Here is a 16,299-nt window from a genome sequence, read left to right on the forward strand (position 1 = left end):
ATGACCGTAACGGAAATGGCGGCGTCCGCCAAAAAGGCGGCGCTGGTTTTGGCGCGTCTCGACACCGCCACCAAGAACCGGGCGCTGGCAGCGATGGCCCAGGCGTTGGAACAGAATATCGATGCGATCGTCGAAGCCAACCGCCGCGATCTGGAATTCAGCAAGAACGAAAACATCGCCGCGCCCTTGATCGCCCGTCTGGCGGTGGACGCGCTCAAGGTGAACAGCATGGCGCAGGGCATCCAGAGCGTGGCCGGGCTGGCCGATCCCGTGGGCCGGGTGCAGGGCACCACGGAGTTGGACAAGGACCTGGTGTTGCGCCGGGTGTCGTGTCCGATCGGGGTCATTGGCGCCATCTTTGAGTCGCGTCCCGATGCGGTGCCGCAGATCGCGTCGCTCTGCCTGAAGTCGGGCAATGCGGTCATCCTGAAAGGCGGGCGCGAAGCGCAGCATTCCAATAAAGTGATCGTCGATCTGATGCGGCAGGCGATTGCCAGCCTCCCCGGCGTGCCGGAAGCCGCGGTGCAACTCATCGAAACGCGGGCCGAAGTGGCGGAGATGTTGCAACAGGACCGTTACATCAACCTGGTGGTGCCGCGCGGCAGCAACGAATTTGTCCGTTACGTGCAGGAACACACGAAAATCCCGGTGCTCGGTCATTCGGAAGGCATCTGCCACGTGTACATCGACGAACACGCCGATGTGGAAAAAGCCCGGGCCATTGCACTGGATGCCAAACTGCAATACGCGGCGGCCTGCAATGCGCTGGAGACGCTGCTGGTGCATGAGCGCATCGCGCCCAGGCTGTTGCCGGACCTGGCCCGGCAATATCGCGACAAGGGCGTAGAGCTGGTGGGGGATCTGCGTGCATGCAGCCTGGTGCCGGACCTCCATAAGGCCGCGGATACGGAGTGGGATACCGAGTACAACGACCTCAAGCTGGCCATCAAGGTGGTGGATGACCGCGGCGCGGCCATCGAACACATCAATGAGCATGGCTCCGGACACACCGATACCATTGTCACCGAAAACCGCGAGGTGGCGGAACAGTTTATGAACGAAGTGGATTCGGCGAGCGTGATGTGGAACGCTTCCACGCGCTTTGCCGATGGCTTCCGCTTCGGATTGGGAGCGGAGATCGGTATCAGCACCAATAAGACGCATGCACGCGGACCCGTCGGCCTCGAAGGGCTGGTGATTTACAAGTACAAACTGTTCGGATGCGGGCAGACGGTGGCCGACTACTCCGGCGAAACGGGGCGTCCGTTCACGCACCGGCCGCTCTCCGACGACACACCGCTCTGACCGGCATACGCACCTCACACTTCAGACTGGATTATGGATTTCAAACCGGATGACAGAGACCGCCCGCAGGAGCTGGACCCCTGGCTTCAGGAGGACGCCCCGGAGCCTCCTCCGCGATTCATCATCAATTTTCGCACCGTCACTATTTTCGTGCTGCTGTTCGTGGCCACCGTATTCACCACGACGCTGGTGGGAGGGGTGTGGTATGCGCTGGGGCTGTTGTCCATTCTCGGAGTGCATGAGTTTGGCCATTATCTCGCCTGCCGCCGCAACAACGTCGATGCCACGTTGCCCAATTTTCTTCCGGCGCCACCGTTATTCATCGTCGGTACCTTTGGCGCGTTCATCGCCATCAAGGAACCGATTCCCGATAAACGGGCGTTGATGGAAATCGGTGCATCCGGTCCCATTGCAGGATTTCTCATGGCGTTGGTGGTGATGGGGGTGGGACTGGAGATGTCCGTGGTGTCGCACATCGCACCGCCGCCGGCACTCGGTTTCAATTACGGCAACTCGCTGATCCTGTATTTTTTGTCCAAACTGGTGCTGGGGGTGAGTCCGTTTTCCAATGAGTTGACCATTTACCTGCATCCGCTGGCACTCGCCGGTTGGTTCGGCATGTTTTTCACGGCGTTGAACCTGATACCGATCGGCCAACTCGATGGCGGTCACATCATTTATGCCCTGTTTCAAAAACAGCAGCCTGCGCTGGCGTGGATATTTTTTCTGGCGTTGTTTCCTTTAGGGATGTATTGGACAGGATGGTTCGTGTGGGCGGCGATGGTGTTGGTGATCGGTGTGAAGCATCCGCCGGTGATCGATGAATCGATCGCGTTGACGCCGTTTCATAAAAAGGTGGGTTATGCGTCGATATTCATCTTTATAGTGACGTTTGTTCCGGTGCCCATTGACCTGATTCAGTAGCCGGGAAGGGGCGCTTGGGCGTGCCTGTGGAGAGGCTGTGGAAAAATTCCGGAATTCGGACTACAAGCTGTTGATTCTAATGTCTTTGAGGGGAAATTCCCAGGTTTTCCCGGCAATGGGAGGCCCCCGGGAAAGCAGCTGGAAACTCCCCGGTAGAAATCATATAACTTATTGTATAATATACGTTTAATTCTATTTTAGGCGGTGGGGGGAAGGGCCTCTGAAAAGCAAAATACTATTGACAATGGAGCACCCGCTATGATAGATTTTGGATATCCTTTGGGGTACTGGACAATGTGCTTATTTAATGAGCACTTTACCAAAAAAGAGTAGAGAGATAGTCTCAGCCCTATCTTCTTGGTTGCCATCAAGAACTCTTTTCGGTTTGTTCAGTATCCCATTTTTTTTGCCCGGAGTTTTGACTTTTCCCTCCTGAACAGCTTTAGAATTATTAGGTTAAATAGATGTTATTAAAGAAATTATTGCTAGCCAGGTTTGCCCGGACGGGGGGTGTTCTGTGCCTGCTGGCGGCGTTGTCCACGAGCCTGGCAGTGGAACCCGCCCGTGCGGAATCGCTGCAAACCTTGCCGTCTTTTCAGCAATGTGTGAAGCGGGCTCTGGAAGTGGAGTCAATGGGTGCGGAGGATGCCCTCACCCGGTCCGAAATCGAATACCAGGTCAAGCAGGCGTACGACCGCATTCTGGTGCGGAAGGAACAAATTGCGATTTCGCGCGAAGTGCAGGGGCATTTTGAAAAGGCGGTGACCGCTGCCGAACAAAAATTTGAAGAAGGTGAAGGCGATGTCACGCAAGGTGCGCTCACTAAACTGAAACTGGGTTTGGCCGGGACCTTGAACGACATCAACCAGTTCGAAAGTGACATCGCTCTGGCGCGGCTGGATTTGGAGCGGTTGCTGGGAGTGGGCATCGACCCGCAATTCAAAATGGACGATGAGACCCTGTCGCCTCGCGAATTCCCGTTTCAGACCCTGAAGGAATACCTGAGGCAGGCCGAAGGCGCTTCGCGTTCTGTATTGAAGAGAGAACGCCGCATTGCTCTCGAAAAATCCATGGTGCGGGTCAATCAGGCGCGGTCGCAATTCATCCTGGCCGGTAAAAACCGGAAAATGACACGGGCGTTGCTGGTGACAGAGGTGGCGAATTACGATTTTGGCATTGGCAGTGAAAAGGATCTGTTTGAAACGCTCATTATCTATACACGGGTTCTGGTGGGGTATTATGATGCGCTGTTCCATTTCAATGAAGCGGTGGCGAAATTCGAGAGGGAATTCGTGAGCAGGTAGGTGGCATCCGATTGCGCCCGGACGTGTTATCGGGAAACGTGGAGTTGTCCCGAAAATTCATGATTGCGAGGCAGCCGACATCCGGTGAAAACTTTATTCTCAGATGACGATGTGGCGGCAAAGGAGCGCTACTGGGTCGCGTTGAATATGGTGCTGGGTGTTGGAAAGACCTTGTTCCATCGCCTGGTAAACGCGTTGGGCTCACCTCAACATGTATTTCATGCGAGCCGCCAGTCCCTGATGCAGGTGGAAGGCATCGGCGCCAAAACCGCGGCGCAAATTCAGGATTTCGATCTGGAACGCAATCTGGAGCGTGAATACCGGTTGATGGAACGCGCCGGGGTGCAGGTGTTGACTCTGGAAAGCGAACATTATCCGGCGTTGCTGAAAGCCATTTACGACCCACCTCCGGTTCTCTATTTCAAAGGCAATCCGTTCCATGAAGAGGATTTTCCGTTTGCTGTTGTGGGCACCCGCGTCCCTTCGAGCTATGGAAAAATCGCCACCGAACGTTTATGCAGCGAACTGGCGCAACGCGGAGGGTGTCTGATCAGTGGCATGGCGCGAGGCATCGATACCCTGGTGCACAAGACGGCGTTGCAGGAAAAGGCATTCACCATGGCGGTGATGGGATGTGGATTGGAACATACCTACCCGCCTGAAAATCGGGCATTGAGAGAGAAGATCGTGGAGGCGGGAGTCATCATCTCCGAGTTCCCCATGTCCACAAAACCCGATCGCAACAATTTCCCCGCACGCAACCGGGTGATCAGCGGTCTGGCTCACGGCACACTGGTGATTGAAGCGGGAGAAAAAAGCGGCGCTTTGATCACGGCGCATTTTGCACTGGAGCAGGGGCGCGAGGTGTTTGCCTTGCCGGGAAATATTTTTTCTGAAAAGAGCCGGGGCGCGCACAATTTGATTAAAAAAGGGGCCAAACTGGTGGATGGAGTGGATGCGATTCTGGAGGAATTTTCAGCGGATGTGCAACAAAAACTGGCTGATAAAAAAAATGCGCAAGAAAAAATTGAATTGACAGAATCTGAAAAGCTATTACTTTCATTAATAGGCAGTGAGCAGCAACACGTGGATACGTTGATTGAGCGCAGTCATTTGCCAGCGGCCGATGTTTTAGCTACACTTGTGCAGTTGGAATTGAAAGACTGGGTCACGCAAACCGACGGCCTGTGGCACGTGATCCAATCCTATTGAAGCGTCTGAGGTATTATGGGTAAATCTTTGTTGATTGTGGAGTCTCCGACGAAAGTCGAAACTCTGAAAAAAATCATCGGGAAGGACTTCGTCGTCAAAGCCTCGGTGGGTCACATCAAAGACCTGCCCAAGAAAAAGCTGGGGGTGGATGTCGATAACGATTTCAGTCCTGAATACATCACCATTCGGGGCAAGGGCAAGATCCTCAATGCGCTGAAAGCGGCCGCCAAGAAGGCCGACAATATCTACCTCGCCCCCGACCCGGACCGGGAAGGGGAGGCCATCGCCTACCACATCTGCAATGAAGTCGCGAAGATCACCAAGGGAAAGATTTACCGGGTGATGTTCAATGAGATCACCAAAAAAGCCGTCACCGAAGCCATCAAGCATCCCACCGAGTTGAACCCGAACCGGGTCAACGCACAGCAGGCCCGCCGCATACTGGACCGGCTGGTGGGGTACAAGATCAGCCCCATTTTGTGGAAAAAAGTGCAGCGGGGCCTGAGCGCCGGACGCGTGCAGTCGGTGGCGCTGCGCATGATCTGCGACCGCGAAGAGGAAATCAAAAGTTTCAAGAGCGAAGAATACTGGACCATCACCATCGATCTGGAAGGCAGCAAGGAGCCGGAGTTTCAGGCCAAGCTGTTCAAGGTGGATGGCAAGAAGGCCGAGATCGGCAACGAGGAACAGGCGCAGGCCATCGTCAAGGCGGTGGAAAAGGGCGAGTTCGTTCTTGCGGACATCGTCAAGAAGGAACGCAAGCGCAATCCTTCGGCCCCGTTCATCACCAGCACCCTGCAGCAGGAAGCGTCGCGCAAGCTGAACTTCTCACCGAAGAAAACCATGATGCTGGCGCAGCGCCTGTATGAAGGCATTGCCCTGGGTAAAGACGGCACGGTGGGGTTGATCTCCTATATGCGTACCGACTCCACCAAGCTTGCCGATGAAGCGATTGGGGACATCCGCCGTCTGATCGAGGACAAGTACGGCAAGGAATACGTCCCCAAAGCGCCGAACGTGTACAAAAGCAAGAAGACCGCACAGGAAGCGCATGAGGCGATCCGGCCGACGAACATCATGCTCGAGCCCAAGGCCATCAAAAATTATCTGGAGAAAGACCTCTATAATCTGTACGAGTTGATCTGGGCGCGGACGCTGTCCTGCCAGATGGTGCCGGCGGTTCTCGACACGACTCAGTTTGACGTGCAGACCGGGAAACACCTGTTCCGCGCCAACGGGTCGGTGATCAAGTTCGACGGCTTCATGAAAGTGTACGTCGAAGACACGGACGACGAAGGCGCGGGCATGAAGTCCACCGAGAAAATCCTGCCCGACCTCACCAAGGGCGAGGTGCTGGAAATGAAGAAAGTGCTGCCGGAGCAGCATTTCACGCAGCCGCCGCCGCGTTTCACCGAGGCCATGCTGGTCAAGGCGCTGGAGGAGAAAGGCATCGGCCGTCCGAGCACCTATGCGGCCATCATCAGCACCATCAAGGACCGCGACTACATTCGCAGTGAAGACAAGCGTGTCACGCCGACGGAGCTGGGCCACCTGGTGTCGGAGTTGCTGGTGGAAAGCTTTCCGGACATCATGACGGAAGCGTTCACGGCGCAGATGGAAGACCAGCTGGATCAGATTGAAGAGGGCAAGATCGAATGGGTGGACACGCTGCGTTCGTTCTACGGTCCGTTTGAAAAGGATCTGATCGAAGCCGAAGCCAAGATGAAGGATATCAAAAGCCAGGTTGAGGAAACCGATGAGGTGTGCGAGAAGTGCAACAGTCCCATGATCATCAAGTGGGGCCGCTTCGGCAAATTCATGGCTTGCTCCGGGTATCCGGAATGCAAGAACACCAAGGAAATCGGCGAGGACACGAGTGACAGCGGTAAAAAAGCTTCCGAAAAAGTGGAAGGCAACTGCGACAAATGCGGCGCGGCGCTCGTTATGAAAATGGGACGGTTTGGTAAGTTTCTGGCCTGCTCGGAATATCCGGAATGCAAGTTCACCAAACCCATCAGCCTCGGCATCAAATGTCCGGAAGAAGACTGCAAGGGCCACATCGCCCCACGGCGCACCAAAAAGGGTCGTACCTTTTACGGATGCAGCGAATACCCGAATTGTAAATTCACCTCCTGGGACAAGCCGGTGGACGAAGCCTGTCCCAAATGCAGCAACGCCTACATGGTCACCAAGTGGAAGAAAAATGAAGGCGAAAGCATCGTGTGCCCCAGTTGCCGGTTCAAGAAAACTTCGGACGAAGCGGCATAACGTACTACGGGATCAGGAATCATGACTTCGCATGTGACCATCATTGGGGCCGGGCTGGCTGGCTCGGAAGCGGCCTGGCAGATCGCTGAACGCGGCGGCAAGGTTGTGTTGCACGAAATGCGTCCGGAACTGAAGACGCCGGTGCATAAAACCGATCACTGCGCCGAGTTGGTGTGCAGCAACTCCCTCGGTTCCAATCAGGACACCTCCGCGCCATTCCTGCTCAAGCAGGAATTACGCAACCTCCATTCACTGGTGATCCGTTCTGGAGACCGTCATGCGGTGCCCGCCGGCGCGGCGCTGGCGGTCGATCGCAATCTGTTCTCCGCGGAGATCACGCGGAACCTGGAGCAACACCCGAACATCACCCTCAAGCGCAATGAAGTCCAGGACATTCCACTGGATGGACCGGTCATCATCGCCACCGGTCCGTTGACCTCGCCTGCGCTGTCGGATCAGATTTCCAACCTGCTGGGGCAGGGCTACCTGTATTTTTATGATGCGCTGTCGCCGATTGTGGACACCAACACCATTGATCTGGACAAAGCGTTTTTTGCTTCGCGCTACGACAAGGGCGATGCGGACTACCTGAACTGTCCTTTGAATAAAGAAGAGTACGATCAGTTGGTGGATGGTTTGTGCAAGGCGGATAAAGTGCCTCTCAAGGAATTCGAGAAGCCGGTGTATTTTGAAGGCTGTATGCCAGTGGAGGAGTTGGCGTTGCGCGGACCCAAAACCCTCGCTTTCGGCCCGATGAAACCGGTAGGGTTGCTGCACCCGGAAACCGGCGAACGGTTTCACGCGGTGGTGCAGTTGCGGCGTGAAAACAAGGAAGGTACAGCTTACAACCTGGTGGGATTCCAGACAAAACTGACGTACCCGGAGCAGCGGCGCATCTTCCGCATGATCCCGGGGCTGGAGAACGCGGAGTTCTTCCGCTATGGCGCGATTCACCGCAACACGTTCATCAACTCGCCGCAGTTGTTGTCCGCCGACCTGAGTTTGAAGAAAAATCCCAATATCTGGTTTGCTGGGCAGATCACCGGGGTGGAGGGTTATGTCGAGTCCTGCGCGATGGGTCTGGTGGCGGGGTTGAGTGCGCTCAGCCGTCTGCGCAACCAGCCGTTCACGCGGCCGCCCAGGGAATCGGCCATCGGCGCGTTGTTGCACTACGTGACGGAAGGGCCTGAAAAAGGCAATTACCAGCCAATGAATGTGAACTTTGGTTTGTTTGCCGGAGAGGTGTTGAAAATCCGTGATAAGAAGGAGCGCAACGCAAAGATCATTGAACGTGCGCTTGCCCGCCAGGGTGAGTGGTTGCAGTCGCTCCGCTGATTCTCAAACGATACAGACCGCAAGCACCTGTTTGAGGTCGCAATCCCCTTTAAACACCTTCCAGATGCCGTCCTGCTTCAGGGTGGTCATGCCATCCTTGATTCCCTGTTCGCGCAATTCTTCGACCAGGGCCTGCTTCATGACCAGGCGTTTGGTTTCGGCGGTGCCTTCCAGGCATTCATGCAAACCGGTTCGCCCCGCATAGCCGGTGTCGTTGCATTTGTCGCAGCCTTTAGGACCGTTCAACATCAGGTCGTCGGTGTAGGGGATGTTGACATTCTTGGCGAACATGTCGGGATCGCCGTATTCGTGAACCAGCGTGTCGTACTCTTCCTTCGACGGGTGATAGGGCTCCTTGCAGTTTTTGCAGAGAGTGCGCACCAGGCGCTGGGCGACGATGCACAGCAGGGCGTCGGCGAAGTTGAGCGGATTCATGCCCATGTCGAGCAAACGGGTGATGGTTTCCGGAGCCGAGTTGGTATGCAGGGTGCTGAACACCAGATGACCGGTCAGCGATGCCTCCAGACCGATGGCACAGGTTTCGGCGTCGCGCATTTCGCCCACCATGATGACGTCGGGATCACCGCGCAGAAACGAGCGCATGGCGCGGGCGAAGTCTAGGCCGATTTTGTTGAGCATCTGCACCTGACGCAGACCCTTCTGCGTGATTTCTACCGGGTCTTCCGCCGTCCAGATTTTCTTTTCCGGCGTATTGATGAAACCCAGTGTCGAGTGCAGCGTGGTGGTTTTACCAGAGCCGGTCGGGCCGACGACAAGGATGAGGCCGTAGGGTTTGGAAGCCATCGACTTGACGAGCGCGATATTGCGATCCGAAAAGTTCATGTTCTCCAGCGGGATCGGCTTGCTGGCCGCAAGAATACGCAGTACGGCATCTTCGTTTCCACCCACTGTGGGGCAGGTTGCGAGGCGGTATTCCACGTCCTTGCCGCCGTATTTCAGTTTGATCTTGCCGTCCTGGGGCAGACGCTTTTCGGCGATGTCCAGCCTCGCCATGATTTTCAAACGCGACATCAATGCGAATTTGTACATGGGCGGGATTTCCTGATAAATCCGGCAAGCTCCGTCTTTGCGGAACCGCACGATCATGTGATCTTTGCCCAGGCCCGGCTCGATGTGAATGTCCGAAACGCCATTGTCGTACGCATCCGTCAAAATCTTGTTCACCAGTTTGACGATGGTGTTGTCGCTCTCACTGATGGCGTTCCCATCTTCCGACTCATCGCTTGTCAACTCCGTCTCTTTTTCGCTTTCCAGTGCGTTGAGCAAGATGGACATTTCTTCCAGAGGCGCGCCGCTGGAATCTTCCGCTACGGCGGAGTTGAGGAAATCACGGATGTCGGCTTTCAGCCCTACCTTGAACTCGATCTGCTTTTTGACGAAGATCAGTTTGATATTCTGAATTTTGTCCAGATTGTTGGGGTTGTCGATGACGATCACGACATTGTTGTCTTCGCGCTCAACAGGAACCCAGTGGTTTTTCGACAGGAAATTCAGGTTCAACCCTTCAAAAATCGTGGCAGGCAAAACCATCCCATCCTCGTAACCCATGTATGGAATTTTGTAAAAGTTTTCGAGGGATTTGCCCAGCTCTTTGCGGGAAATGCCCAATTCATCGATAAGGATGTTTTCAATGTCGATCTGCTCTTTGCGGGCGCGGTTGATGGATTTGTTGAGTTCGATATCGGTCAACAGTCCCTGTTGCAGCAGGTAGGAAAATCTGGTCGGTTTTTGCTGGACAAACTTGGATTGGTTGTAAAAAGCAAGGGCCAGCGTTTCCGCGACGATCTTGGCATTTTTCTCGTCGATGACGTTGAAGGACTGGCTGCTCTTTTTATTGATCAGCTGCATGACCCCCATCATCTTGTCTTTGTGTATGAGGGGGGTGACGAGCATGCTTTTCGTATGAAATCCTGAAATCTTGTCCCAGGAACTGTCGAAGGTCAATTCCGGATGGAATTTTTTGAGTTCCCGGTCGTCGTAAACGTTTTTGATCACCGCCATGCGTTGTTCCATGGCCACACAGCCGGCGATGCTTTGCGGAGCGATGGGTAACCGGATTTCATTGATCTTGTCGCCGGACTTGATCTTGGAGTACACCTCGTTGCGGACCAGGTCCACGGCATAGATGGTTATCAGCGTGGCGTCGAACAACTCCAGGATCCGCTCTTTCAGGGAAATCAGGATTTCATCCACATTCTTGGCGGAGTGGATGTCGTTGATGATTTTGACGAGCTTTTCCTGCAATTCGGCGGAAGAGAGCGGTTTGGAAGCAGGCGTGTCCATGGTCGATGAGTTTCTTGCAGTCATGGTCCTGTCACCATCCAAGTTGGTTACTAAAAGTCCCAAGAAAGGTGCAAGTTCCTTGGCAAATTTAAAGTCCTGTTCCGAGAATTCGCCTTTTCCGCTTTTATTGACAAATTCTATGATCCCGACCACTTTTTTATTGTGTGGCAGGGGCAAGATCATCAGAGATCGGGTTTGAATGCTCAGCGCATCATCAATCGTTGATTCTATTCTGATCCTGGGGTTTATGGTCAGTATCGATGCGGCGTTGCCGGCATCTTTTAACAAGATGGGCTTGCCATTGATGATGGCATACCCAATCAGTGAATCCGCTTTCAGGTTGATGCGAAACTCAGATGCATCCAGCGTGACAGGGTGGCAGGAAACCAACTGCTTGCTCGCCCTGTCCAAAGAGTAGAGGGTCACGGCTTCGCAAGGAAACAATCCTTTTAAGTCCTGAATCAGGTTCGGAATGAGAGCTTGCGGGTCGGTCGTGGATTGAATCTGAAAACTGATTTCCTGGACCCTTTGTTCCAGGGCAGGAGTTTCCGTCGTCATAAGGAATTTCCACTGTGATAAGAACAACCGCTCAGCGACGCGACGCTTTCAGCCACCCAAGTCCTGAACACTTTCAGCAATCAATTAGGATGAAACCAGTATAAATACTTTCTCAAACGAGTTCAATCACTGGATACAGACCGCCAGCACCTGCTTGAGGTCACAATCACCTTTGAAGACCTTCCAGATGCCATCCTGTTTCAGAGTGGTCATGCCGTCTTTGGCAGCCTGTTTGCGGATTTCCTCCACCAAAGCCTGTTTCATGACCATACGCTTGATATCTTCCGTACCTTCCAGACATTCGTGCAAACCGGTTCGCCCGGCATAACCGGTATTGCTGCATTTATCACAACCACCGGGTCCCTGCAGCATGAGATCGTCGGAATAGGGGATATTGACGTTTTTGGCGAACATTTCGGGATCCCCATATTCTTTGAGCAGGATGTCGTATTCCTCTTTGGACGGATGGTATTCTTTCTTGCATGCTTTGCAGAGAGTGCGCACCAGTCGTTGCGCGACGATCAATAACAAGGCGTCGGCGAAGTTGAGCGGATTCATGCCCATGTCGAGCAGACGGGTGATGGTTTCCGGCGCGGAGTTGGTATGCAGGGTGCTGAATACCAAGTGACCGGTCAGCGATGCTTCCAGACCGACGGCACAGGTTTCCACATCGCGCATTTCACCCACCATGATGACGTCGGGATCGCCGCGCAAAAACGATCGCATGGCGCGGGCGAAATCGAGGCCGATCTTGTTGAGCATTTGCACCTGCCGGAGACCGTCCTGCGTGATTTCCACCGGGTCTTCCGCCGTCCAGATTTTCTTCTCCGGGGTGTTGATGAAACCCAGCGTTGAATGCAGCGTGGTGGTTTTACCGGAGCCGGTCGGACCGACGCACAAGATGAGGCCATACGGTTTGGACGCCATGGCCCGGATCAATTCCAGGTTGCGCTGGGAAAAATTCATATTCTCCAGCGGGATGGGCTTGCTGGCCGCGAGAATACGCAGTACCGCATCTTCATTGCCGCCCACGGTGGGACAGGTTTCGACACGGTATTCGATATCCTTTTTACCGTACTTCATTTTGATCTTGCCGCTCTGTGGCAGCCGCCGCTCCGCGATGTCCAGCTTGGACATGATTTTGATGCGGGACAAAAAAGCCTGCCGGTACATGGGCGGAATTTCCTGATAAACACGGCAGCCGCCATCTTTGCGGAACCGGATGCGCATTGCCTTTTTACCCAGACCCGGCTCAATGTGAATGTCCGACACTCCGTTGTCGTAGGCATCGATCAAGACCTTGTTGACCAGCTTGACGATGGTGCTGTCGGTTTCGCTGATGGCGTTGGCTTCTTCTTCGTCGCTGGAAGCCTCCACCTCCACGTCGTCTTTTTCGCTTTGCAGTGCGCTCAGCAGTGTATCGACGTCGCCCGTGTCGGCGGGGGCGGAACCGGGACTGTCGTCCTCCGGAGTGGCGTTGAGGAAGTCATGGATATCCGCTCGCAATCCGACTTTAAAGTCGAGAGTCCGCTTTGGAAAAATCAACTTGATGCTCTGGGCTTTGTCCTGATTGGCGGGGTTGTCAATGAGGATGGTGACTTTGTTTTGTTCTTCATCTTTGGCGATAGGCAGCCAGTTGTTTTTCAGGAGAAAGTTGGTGTTGAGGCCAGTGAACAGGGACTGCGGCAGAACGATATCCGAGGAATAACCGAAGTAGGGAACGCTGTAAAACTCCTCCAGCGACTTGCCGAAATCGCTGCGCTTGATGTTGTACTGGTCGAGAAGGATGGTTTCGATATCGACGCCACTGGTACGGGCCTTGGAAATGGCTTTGGTCAACTCATCCTGGGTGATGATGCCGTTGTTGATCAGGTAGCTGAACTTGGTTGGCTTGGCCAGTTTTTGCTTTTGTTTGTTCTTGATGGCCAGGGCCAGAGAATCGGCAATGGTCTTGATGCTCCGTTCATCCTGCTGGGTGAACGCGATTTCGTTTTGCTTGTTGGCCAGTTGTAAAACGCCCATCACCTTGCCTTCATAGACAAGCGGCGCCACCAGCATGCTTTTTGCCTTTTCGCCCAGCGCGTTCTCAATCGTTTTTTCGTAAACCAGGTCGGGGTGGTACTCGACCAACTCGACCTGATCGTGAACGTTTTTAACGTTGAGGATGCGCTTTTCCATGGCAACGCAGCCGGGGAGATTGTCGGCTGCCATGGGAAGCCGCAGTTCGCCTTCGCCGGAGCCGGCGGCCAGCTTCGAATACAATTCTTTTTTGGCTGGGTCTCCCGCGTAAATGATGGCGAGCCGGCAATCGAAAAGCTGAAGGATCGGGACCTTCAGCTCCATCAAAATTTCGTCCAGCGTGCCGGCGGAATGAATGGCGTGCGAGGTGGCCTGGATTTTTTCATCGATGATTTCGGTCTGCATCTTGACGATGGCATGACCGAGGGTGCTGGCCAGTTCCTTGGCCAGGCGCACGTCTTGATCTGAAAAATTGGGCTTGGTGTTTTTATTGATGATTTGCAGGACGCCCATCATTTTCCGGTTGTGGGGCAGAGCCACCACCAGGACGGTCTTCGTTTTGTACCCCAGTCTTTCGTCGAACGATTTGTCGAGGGTCAATTCGGGATGGATGCGTTTGAGTTCGTTGTTGTCGTAGGCGTTCAGCACATTGAGGGTGCGTCCGGAAGCCGCCACAAATCCGGCCAGGCTTTTGGGCGAGATGTCCACGCGGATTTCTTCTACCTGGTTGTCTTTGAAGTTCCGCGAAAAAAGCTGACGCTTGGGACGGTCGATGGCGAAAACGGTGACTTTGTCGGCCTCGAACAGTTCCTTGAACTCGTCGATCAGTTCAAACAAGGTACGGGTGATGCTGTTGGAGGACAGGATGGTGTTGATCAGTGCGCGAAGCTTGTCAGCAGACCGTCGCTCGCGGCCCGCTGCCTGGGCCTGGGGAGCGGTTTGCCGTCCTGCCGGGCGTGCGGTGGGTTTGTCCGGACTCCTGGGATCCCTGTTCAACTGAGAATCATTCAAGGTATTCTAGCGCCCTTTAAATAACATAAAGTGTAATTCTAATAGTACACCATTAATTTTACTAGGTTTAGAGGTATTTTAAAATTAATTTTTAAAGGGATTGCCGAATCTGACCCCAAATAAGGAGATTTTGTTCTGCAAGAGGGGGCGAATTGGCGGGTACGGGGGTTAAATATCGAGGTCCTGAAAAAATACCGCTTTCTCTTTTATGAATTTAAACCGGTTCTGGGCGTCCTTGCCCATCAGTTTGTCGAAGGTCACGTTGGTGTTCTGGTCGTCAGCGATGGTGACGCGGATGAGGGTGCGGTTGTCTTTATTCATGGTGGTGTTTTTAAGATCGACAGAGGGCATTTCGCCCAAACCTTTGAAGCGGCCGACTTCGTACTTGGCGCCGTTCAGCTTGGATACAATTTTTTCTTTTTCCTTGTCATCGACGGCGTAGAAGGTTTTTTTCCCGGCATCGATCCGGTAAAGCGGCGGCTGCGCGATGTACAGGTGGTTTTCATGAATGAGGCGCGGCATGAAGCGGTAGAAGAAGGTGAGCAGCAGGGTGCAAATGTGCGCGCCGTCCACATCGGCGTCGGTCATCAAGATGATTTTACCGTAGCGCAGCTTTTCATAGTTGAAATGGGGTTCGATGCCGGCGCCGAGCGCGGAGACGATATTCTGGATTTCCTGATTGGCCAGAATCTTGTCTTTGGTCGCCGTCTCGACGTTCAGGATTTTGCCGCGGATGGGCAGGATGGCCTGGGTCTTGCGATCCCGTGCCTGCTTACTGGACCCGCCCGCAGAATCGCCTTCGCAGATGAACAACTCGGACTCCTCGCGCACGGTGGATGAGCAATCGGAGAGCTTGCCCGGCAGGTTCAACCGATGTGAGACATTGGATTTGCGGTGGACTGCTTCCTTGGCCTGGCGCGAGGCGATGCGTGCCTGGGCGGCCAAAATGATGCGGTTGGCGAGGATGTCTCCCTGGGTCTGGTGCGTGTTCAAAAAATCTTCCAGCGAGTGCCGCACCACGGAATCCACCTGCGAGGTGATGTCGGAGTTCAAACGTCCTTTGGTCTGGCCCTGAAACTCGACGTCGCCCTGCAGGTACACGTTGATGATGGCCACCAGGCCTTCTTTCACGTCGTCGCCGTTGACGCTGGAGATGCCCTTGGGCAGCAGGTTGCGCCGCTCGATGTAAGCCTTGAGGGCTTTGGTGATGCCGTTGCGGAAGCCGCTTTCGTGCGCGCCGCCGTCCACGGTTTTGATGGCGTTGGCGTAGGAATGGATCACGGTGTCGGTCTTCGAGGTCCAGAGAAACGCCACTTCGAGCCGCAATTGCTTGTCTTCCTTTTCAACATACAAAGGTTCCGGCGTCAGCGACTGACCGGCGGGCGTGATTTTCTGAATGAAATCCTTGATGCCCTCCGGGTACTGAAACACGTGCGTGCTGCCGTTTTCGTGCACGGTGATCTTCAGTCCCTTGTTGAGGAACGCCTTCGATTCGGCCTGCTCGAGAATGCCTTTCACGTTCCAGGCGATCTTCGGGAAAATTTTGGGGTCGGGGCGGAAGGTGATTTCGGTGCCGTGGTTGCGCGTCGCCTTGCCCTTTTTCAATTTGTCCTGGGGCTGGCCGCAGGAATAGGTCTGACTCCATTCGAAACCGTCACGCCGCGACGTCGCCGTCAACGATTCCGACAGGGCGCACACCACCGCCATGCCCACGCCGTGCAGGCCGCCGGAGACCTTGTAATTGCCTTCCTGGAACTTGCCGCCGGAATGCAGCGTGGTGAACAGGATTTCCATCGCGCTTTTCTTGGTCTTGCGGAACGTATCGACGGGAATGCCGCGGCCGTTGTCCTTGAGAGTGATCTCGTCTTCGCCGTGGAGGGTGATCTCAATGTGATTGCAGTGACCGTTCAGGGCTTCATCGACGGAATTGTCGAGGATTTCCCACACGAGGTGGTGCAGCCCGGTGGACGAGGTGGAGCCGATGTACATGCCGGGCCGTTTGCGGACGGGTTCCAGCCCTTCAAGAATCTGAATGTCTTTTGCCTGATAAGTGCTCATG

The 16,299-nt window shown here is 54.5% G+C and carries 9 protein-coding genes; 6 read left to right on the top strand and 3 right to left on the bottom strand.

All coding sequences use genetic code 11. The features are described from left to right. The 6 genes from QML71_RS06470 (at position 1) to trmFO (ending at position 8,348) form a co-directional block, all read left to right on the top strand. Complete coding sequence (locus tag QML71_RS06470; RefSeq protein ID WP_282011099.1) at positions 1 to 1,305, top strand: glutamate-5-semialdehyde dehydrogenase; 1,305 nt, start codon at positions 1 to 3, stop codon at positions 1,303 to 1,305. A 33-nt stretch (positions 1,306 to 1,338) separates the two neighbouring features. After that, positions 1,339 to 2,229 (top strand): site-2 protease family protein, encoded by an 891-nt coding sequence (locus QML71_RS06475; RefSeq protein WP_282011100.1) that lies wholly within the window; start codon positions 1,339 to 1,341, stop codon positions 2,227 to 2,229. A 482-nt stretch (positions 2,230 to 2,711) separates the two neighbouring features. Next, entirely contained in the window at positions 2,712 to 3,533 is an 822-nt protein-coding gene (locus QML71_RS06480; protein ID WP_282011101.1) for a TolC family protein, read from the top strand. Positions 3,534 to 3,617: 84 nt separating this feature from the next. Further along, positions 3,618 to 4,745, top strand: coding sequence for a DNA-processing protein DprA (dprA, locus tag QML71_RS06485; RefSeq protein ID WP_282011102.1), 1,128 nt, complete (start codon positions 3,618 to 3,620; stop codon positions 4,743 to 4,745). A 15-nt stretch (positions 4,746 to 4,760) separates the two neighbouring features. After that, positions 4,761 to 7,013, top strand: a complete 2,253-nt coding sequence (topA, locus tag QML71_RS06490) for a type I DNA topoisomerase (protein ID WP_282011103.1) — start codon at positions 4,761 to 4,763, stop codon at positions 7,011 to 7,013. A gap of 21 nt (positions 7,014 to 7,034) precedes the next feature. Beyond that, positions 7,035 to 8,348, top strand: a complete 1,314-nt coding sequence (trmFO, locus tag QML71_RS06495; RefSeq protein WP_282011104.1) for a methylenetetrahydrofolate--tRNA-(uracil(54)-C(5))-methyltransferase (FADH(2)-oxidizing) TrmFO — start codon at positions 7,035 to 7,037, stop codon at positions 8,346 to 8,348. Between the two features lie 3 nt (positions 8,349 to 8,351). Here trmFO and QML71_RS06500 read toward each other — a convergent pair whose 3' ends face one another. The 3 genes from QML71_RS06500 to QML71_RS06510 form a co-directional block, all read right to left on the bottom strand. Next, positions 8,352 to 11,210 (bottom strand): GspE/PulE family protein, encoded by a 2,859-nt coding sequence (locus QML71_RS06500; protein WP_282011105.1) that lies wholly within the window; start codon positions 11,208 to 11,210, stop codon positions 8,352 to 8,354. A gap of 126 nt (positions 11,211 to 11,336) precedes the next feature. After that, positions 11,337 to 14,225 (bottom strand): ATPase, T2SS/T4P/T4SS family, encoded by a 2,889-nt coding sequence (locus QML71_RS06505; protein WP_282011106.1) that lies wholly within the window; start codon positions 14,223 to 14,225, stop codon positions 11,337 to 11,339. A gap of 183 nt (positions 14,226 to 14,408) precedes the next feature. Continuing rightward, the gene (locus QML71_RS06510) at positions 14,409 to 16,298 is read right to left on the bottom strand and encodes a DNA gyrase/topoisomerase IV subunit B (protein WP_282011107.1); all 1,890 of its coding nucleotides are present in this window, start codon (positions 16,296 to 16,298) and stop codon (positions 14,409 to 14,411) included. Between the last annotated feature and the right edge of the window lies 1 nt (position 16,299).

It is taken from the genome of Nitrospina watsonii (assembly GCF_946900835.1).
Lineage (GTDB): Bacteria > Nitrospinota > Nitrospinia > Nitrospinales > Nitrospinaceae > Nitrospina > Nitrospina watsonii.